Below are 6,844 nucleotides of genomic sequence, written 5' to 3' on the forward strand. Positions count from 1 at the left end.
CGAAGTTTGAGGGCCTAACCAACTAACAATCATTACTAAATCACTACACTTTCTACGTTCTTGAAATAAACTTGCTGGTCAGCGTCCAAATCTACCAAGACGGCTGAATCAGGCTTGACATATCCAGCAAGAATCTGCTTGGAAAGCTCATTGAGCACCAATCTCTGCATGGTTCGCTTCAATGGTCTGGCACCAAATTGTGGATCAAATCCTACATGCCCAAGATAATCTAAGACTTCTGAAGTCGCATCTATCTCAATATTGGATTCCGCAAGTCTTTTTTGAATCTCTTTCCACTGTATATCCACGATCTTCCTTATCACACTTTTGTTCAATGGTTCGAACATGATCGTTTCATCTATCCTGTTCAAGAACTCAGGTCTTACTGACAACTTCAAAAGATCATAGACTTCTGACTTTGTCTTTTCCATCACTACATCTTTGTTCCACTCTTCCATCTCAGCAAATCGCTCTTGGATAAGGGTAGATCCAATATTAGTAGTCAATATGATGATCGTGTTCTTAAAATTAGCAATTCTGCCTTTATTATCTGTCAGTCTACCATCATCAAGTACCTGTAAGAGAATATTGAAGACATCAGGGTGGGCCTTTTCGATTTCATCTAGCAAGACTACTGAATAAGGTCTTCTTCTTACTGCTTCAGTAAGCTGTCCCCCCTCATCATAACCCACATAACCTGGAGGCGCTCCCACAAGCCTGCTGACCGCATGCCTCTCCTGGTACTCAGACATATCTATCCTCACCATAGCATTTTCATCATTGAAGAGGTAGTCGGCTAGGGCTTTGGCCAATTCTGTTTTCCCCACACCTGTTGTACCCATAAATATAAATGAACCAATGGGACGCTTTGGATCTTGAAGACCTGCCCTGCTTCTCCTTACCGCATCGGACAAGGCAGTGATTGCTTCTGCTTGACCTGAAACTCTTTTACCGAGCTCATCTTCCAAGTGGAGAAGTTTTTCTCTTTCACTTTGAATCATTTTGCTAAGCGGGATTCCAGTCCATTTGGATACTACCGATGCAATATCTTCATGATCGACTTCTTCCTTGAGTAGAGGTGAGCCTGCTTGCATAGCTTCCAGCTGACCCTGAAACTCACCAAGCCTTTTCTCTGCCTCTACTATTTTTCCATATCGAATCTCTGCTACTTTACCAAAATCTCCCGCTCTTTCTGCTTGCTCTGCTTCAAGTTTCAGCTTATCAATGAATTCTTTCTCATTTCTTATCCCTGTGATGACAGCCTTTTCACTTTCCCATTTAGCCTTGATCCCTTGTCTTTTTTCAGAAAGCTCTGCAATCTCTTTGCTAAGCACCGTTTCTTTATCCTTGTTACTTTCTCTCCTGATAGCCTCTCGCTCGATTTCGAGCTGCATGATTCTACGATTAAGTTCATCCAATTCTTGAGGCAAAGAATCGATCTCCATACGAAGTTTTGCCGCTGCCTCATCCATCAAATCTATGGCTTTGTCAGGAAGAAATCGATCTGAGATGTAACGCTGAGAAAGTTCCACTGAGGCAATTACTGCATCATCCTTGATGCGTACACCATGGTGTAACTCATACTTATCTTTGATACCCCTCAAGATAGAAATCGCATCAGCCGCATCAGGCTCATCTACTATCACAGCTTGGAACCTTCGCTCCAAAGCCTTGTCTTTTTCAATGTATTTCTGATACTCCTTCAGTGTAGTGGCTCCTATTGCATGGAGTTCTCCACGAGCCAAAGCTGGCTTTAAGAGGTTTGCTGCATCCATGGCTCCTTCTCCTCCACCTGCGCCTATTAAAGTGTGTATTTCGTCGATAAAGAGAATGATCTCTCCATCCGAATCCGTAACTTCTTTGATCACAGCTTTGAGTCTCTCTTCGAACTCCCCCTTATATTTTGCACCAGCTACTAGAAGTCCCATGTCCAAAGAAATCAAAGTCTTAGACTTCAAGTTTTCTGGGACATCTCCACTTACAATTCGTTGAGCTAGACCTTCTACGATTGCCGTCTTACCTACTCCAGGCTCACCGAGGAGAATTGGGTTGTTTTTTGTCCTTCGAGCTAAGATTTGAAGTACTCTTCTGATCTCTTCATCTCTTCCTATGACGGGGTCTATCTTACCTTTTTTAGCAAGCTCGTTTAGATTTTTGGAATATTTTTCCAAAGCCCTATATTTTGATTCTGCATTTTGATCTGTCACTTTATTTCCTTTTCTAAGTTCTTTTATGGCTTCAATTGTGGCCTTTTCTGTGAGGCCATGATCTTTTAATATTTGCGCAGTCTTGCCGCTACCTTTCAATATGGCCAGCAAGAGATGCTCTATGGTTACAAATTCATCACCAAATTCCTTGGTGAATTGTTTAGCAGCATTGAGTACGTTATTGGTAGCATTAGAAAGGTATGGTTGCTGGCCAGTTCCTCTCGGCAAACTTTGAATCAACTCATCCATTCGCCTCACCAAAGATTCTTTATTCACCTTCAATCTGGAGAAGATAAAATCTACTACATTTTCATCTTCTGAAAAGATTCCTTTGAGCAAGTGAGCTGGTTCAACGACTTGTTGTTGTTCCGAAATAGCAAACTCGGCTGCCTTTTGAATTGCTTCTTGAGACTTGATTGTATATTGATTGAAATCCATGATTGATGTATTCGTTCGGTAGTGTTATTGTTTGAAAAAATATGGATCAAATAAGCAACCAGATCAAAAATTCGGAAAAAATGTCAGAAAACACAGCGTAAAACATTGAAAAACAGCCATAATGACAAGATTAAACAAGGCTTGTCTGCTATTATAGGAAATAAAAAGTCTGAACCCACCACCAGAATGAGTTCAGACTTAAAATACAACTCTAGCTAATAATACAATGAATGTTTAACAAGTGCTTAAGCTTTGGAGTTGCTATTCCGATTGCGTTTTTACTAATCAGCGAGAATCTATTTTAATCACTTATCTTTCGATCTGTATCTCTGAAGGTCTCTTTCAAACTTTGAAACCTCTGTATTAGCTTTTTCAACGTTGATTTCATATTGCTTCTGCTTAAGTTCCATTTTGGCAATATTCTCCTCTGTTGTGCCTTTTTGCTTCGCTTTTTGGATTTTCAAATTTTGTTTTGAAAGGTTAAGCTCCTCCTTCTGTCTTTTTGTGAGAGCCTTGTCGTAACTCTTTTGAGCTTTTTCCAAGTTTTTAATTCTTTTGATCTCGGCTTTTTCAGCTGCTTGAGCTCTCTTAAGCTCAGCCTGTTGCGCTTTCAAATCTTTCTTCTCCTGAGCAAGACGCTGCTTTTCTTCCTTTTGAGCCTTTTTGATCTCTGCTAATTCAGATTTGGTTTGTTCTACTCCATTAGAACTTTGTGCCAAGGCCGTTCCTGATAGAATCACTGCACAAATAAATGCGCCAAAAACTACTTTAATTTTTTTCATAACAAGTTAGTTTATCAATTTTGAAAATATTATTCTATATTGGTTCAATAAATTTAACATGATAGAACTTATATATTAATAAGTCAATTTTGTTTTAAAATATGCACAGCACCCCATGATTTATGTTATTCATAACATAGTTACGCCTTTAATACATGATAGAACAACTACAATTCAACTTTCTTTCTATACCCATATTTATTACAAGCATTCTTTTCCTCTTCCTTATCATTCTAAGTAGAAAAGATACTAATCAATATGGAGAGAAGTATTTCAATTACCTTATGATAGCATGCTTTTCCTATGCTATTCTTTACGGATTTGAGATTATCTCTACAACTAAAATTTATATCATTTGGTTATTCAAGTTGGAATTTATTGGTGGAGTGATGCTAACTCCCCTAGTTTTGGCATTTGTACTAAAGTACACAGGAAATGAGAAATATCTAGGAAAAGTTGGTAAAATAATAGTTTTCGGATTTCCAATATTTTTTTTAATTACACTTTTTACAAATTATTGGCATGGCAAATTTTATGAGAGCTTTGATATAGTTGCCTATGATTCATTTTACAGCATAACATTTGTCCCAGGCCCTATTCATTGGCTCTATGGCATATTCAACATATTCATAGTGGTTGTTTCTAACATTTTGCTCATTAGGATGCTACTCTTTGTTCCAAATGCATTTTCTAAGCAAGTAGTAATCATTTTGTTTGCAACGTTAGTTCCTTGGTTTACACATATCATGGATTTGTTTAATATTATAAGTACTCCATTAGATCTGGTGCCATTTTCATTAGCAATAAGTGCCATTTTTATGTATTGGGGACTGTTTAAACTTGATTTGCTTAAATCAATGCCTATAGGGTTTGAAAAGATTTTTAATGATCTTAACGACGGAGTCATTATTCTTGATTATGAAGGATCTGTAATCACTCATAACAAAACAGCCGCTTCTCTTTTGCAATTGAAACCACCCCTCACCAAAACCATTATTGTAAATCAATGGCCAGCGTTATCTCCATTATTTGATACAAATAAAGTCCCTAATGATTTGGAGCTAAAACCCACAGGCACACAGACATTGATTTTTAAAAGGGAGTCTACCCTGTCTGACAACTCTGATTACGAAAGAACATTTTATTTGAAAATTAGAGATGTATCAAACGAGAAGTTAACCCAAGAGATTCTTCAAGCCAATGAACTGAAGCTTCAAAAAGCCAACACAGATTTGAGAAGGAATGAATTGATGCTAAAATCTATCGCTTTAGCCACCAAAGAACTTCTATCGAATCCAGATTTTTCAACCGCAACTCAAAAAGCGATTACCATAATAGGAAAAGGCGCCGAAGTAGACAGGGCTTACTTATTTGAAAATAGTGAAGATGAATTTGGGAAAATTTACAGTTCACAAAGATTTGAGTGGAGTGCTGCTGATGTACCTTCTGAGATAAATAATCCAGAATTACAAAATCTACCTATGGATATCTATGGAGATGCAATCCATTTTTTGGTTGGAAATAAAATCTACCAAGTTATAGTATCACAACTCGATGATAAGGATACAAAAGAGCTACTAGAAGGTCAGCAAATCAAGTCCATTTTGCTAATCCCAATTTTTGTTGAGGATCATTTTTGGGGATATGTAGGCTTTGATGATTGTACCAATGAGCGGGTTTGGAGTGAAGCTGAAGCCGCTCTATTGCTGAGTTTTGCTGACAGTATTTCCAATGCAATAGAAAGAAAAACTCTGGAACATAGCCTGATTCAGTCTATGCAAAAAGCAAAAGAGGCTAGCATTGCAAAATCTGAATTTCTGGCTAACATGTCACATGAAATACGAACACCGCTCAATGGCGTAATTGGTTTTTCCGACTTGCTCATGAGAACAAGCTTGGATCAAACTCAAAGAAATTACCTACAATCTATAACGCAGTCAGGGAACTTACTTTTAGAACTAATAAACGATATCCTTGATTTTTCTAAAATAGAAGCTGGGAAACTAGAATTGAACCCAGTGGAGCTCAATCTAAAAGAGCTTGCTGAAGAGTCCATGACTGTAATCAAGCCTCAAATAGAAGAAAAGAACCTAAAGCTCATTCTTTCTCTAGATCAAGAACTACCCAAAATCGTACTTCTGGACATTATCAGAATCAAACAGATTTTGATGAATCTATTGAGTAATGCTGTCAAGTTTACGGAAAAAGGAGAGATAGAATTGGCCATTCAAGTGAATGAATATGATCAAAGATCACATACAGTACTCCTCACTTTTCTTGTCAAAGACTCAGGAATAGGCATTTCGAAAGACAAAGAGAAAGTTATTTTTGATGCTTTTGCACAGGAAGATAGTTCTACCACTAGGAAATATGGAGGGACTGGCTTAGGGCTTACCATTTGCAACAAGCTACTAGAACTAATGGATAGTAAGCTAGAACTAGTAACAGAGCTAGGTATAGGGAGTAAGTTTTTCTTTACTATAAAAGCACCTGTCAAAGAAGTAGATTCAATGCACATTGAAAATGATTTCTCCCAAAGCGAAAGCAATATAGATGTTGAGTTTCTTAAAAGTAAAAGTTGCAAAATTCTCCTTGTGGATGACAATCCTGTGAATATGCTTCTAGCAAAAACAATTGTAAGAAACATTGTTCCTTCTGCATCTATCACTGAAGCAAGAAATGGACTTGAAGCTGTTGAGCTTTACAAGCTTCACAAGCCTGACTTGATCTTTATGGATATCCAAATGCCAGAAATGAGTGGATATGAGGCCACTCAAGCGATTCGAAAAATTGAAAAAAGTGCCAGGACACCAATCATTGCGCTGACTGCGGGGACAGTCAAAGGAGAATTTGAGAGATGCCTGCAAGCTGGAATGGACGATTACTTAAGTAAGCCAATATTAGTCTCTGATATTTCTGAGATGTTGGGAAAATATCTCCATAACTATGAAGAACCCAGTAGACCAAAGTATGTATCGAAGTTTGAAGAATATAAGCATACAGACCCAGAGTTTTTTGCAGAATTGATTTTGGTGAGCCAAGAAAATATCGGAAGACTTCAAAAAGAGCTTATCAGCTATGCTGAAAATAAGAACATCATAAAAATCAAGCAAACCGCTCATTCACTCAAAGGTATTGCTCTAAATTTGGAGCTTAAAAATCTAATAGGCCTGTCAGAATCTTTAGAAAAGATAAGAGAAATCCAAGACCTTGAGAACAATCATATCATTGAGGATACCATTACTGAAATCAGTAGTATACTGGAACAACTTCAAAAAGAAATCAAAAACCAATGTCGTTTAGTTAAGCAAATTAATAAAAAAAATGTGTAAATTATAGGGGTATATAGGGGGTAACTCTAATTCTGAAAAAAAGGAAGATTACAGGCTAAAACTAACTAAACATATTGACAATGAG

General features: G+C 37.4%; 3 protein-coding genes. 1 reads left to right on the plus strand and 2 read right to left on the minus strand.

The window, feature by feature from the left end; genetic code table 11:
- Positions 1-35 precede the first annotated feature (35 nt).
- Positions 36-2,645 (minus strand): ATP-dependent chaperone ClpB, encoded by a 2,610-nt coding sequence (gene clpB / locus MM239_RS16665; RefSeq protein ID WP_241349390.1) that lies wholly within the window; start codon positions 2,643-2,645, stop codon positions 36-38.
- Positions 2,646-2,950: 305 nt separating this feature from the next.
- Positions 2,951-3,427 carry a hypothetical protein gene (locus tag MM239_RS16670; RefSeq protein ID WP_241349391.1) on the minus strand — a complete coding sequence of 159 codons (477 nt, stop codon included), beginning with the start codon at positions 3,425-3,427 and terminating at the stop codon, positions 2,951-2,953.
- Between the two features lie 155 nt (positions 3,428-3,582).
- Between MM239_RS16670 and MM239_RS16675 the strand changes: the two genes are divergently transcribed.
- Entirely contained in the window at positions 3,583-6,759 is a 3,177-nt protein-coding gene (locus tag MM239_RS16675; RefSeq protein WP_241349392.1) for a histidine kinase N-terminal 7TM domain-containing protein, read from the plus strand.
- Positions 6,760-6,844 lie beyond the last annotated feature (85 nt).

It is taken from the genome of Belliella filtrata (assembly GCF_022549775.1).
In the GTDB taxonomy this organism is placed as follows: Bacteria; Bacteroidota; Bacteroidia; order Cytophagales; family Cyclobacteriaceae; genus Belliella; species Belliella filtrata.

What these genes read in the sequence shown, in the direction of transcription:
- clpB (WP_241349390.1), bottom strand. Translation starts at nt 2,645, where the DNA reads ATGGATTTCAATCAATATACAATCAAGTCTCAAGAAGCAATTCAAAAG.
- MM239_RS16670 (WP_241349391.1), bottom strand. Translation starts at nt 3,427, where the DNA reads ATGAAAAAAATTAAAGTAGTTTTTGGCGCATTTATTTGTGCAGTGATT.
- MM239_RS16675 (WP_241349392.1), top strand. Translation starts at nt 3,583, where the DNA reads ATGATAGAACAACTACAATTCAACTTTCTTTCTATACCCATATTTATT.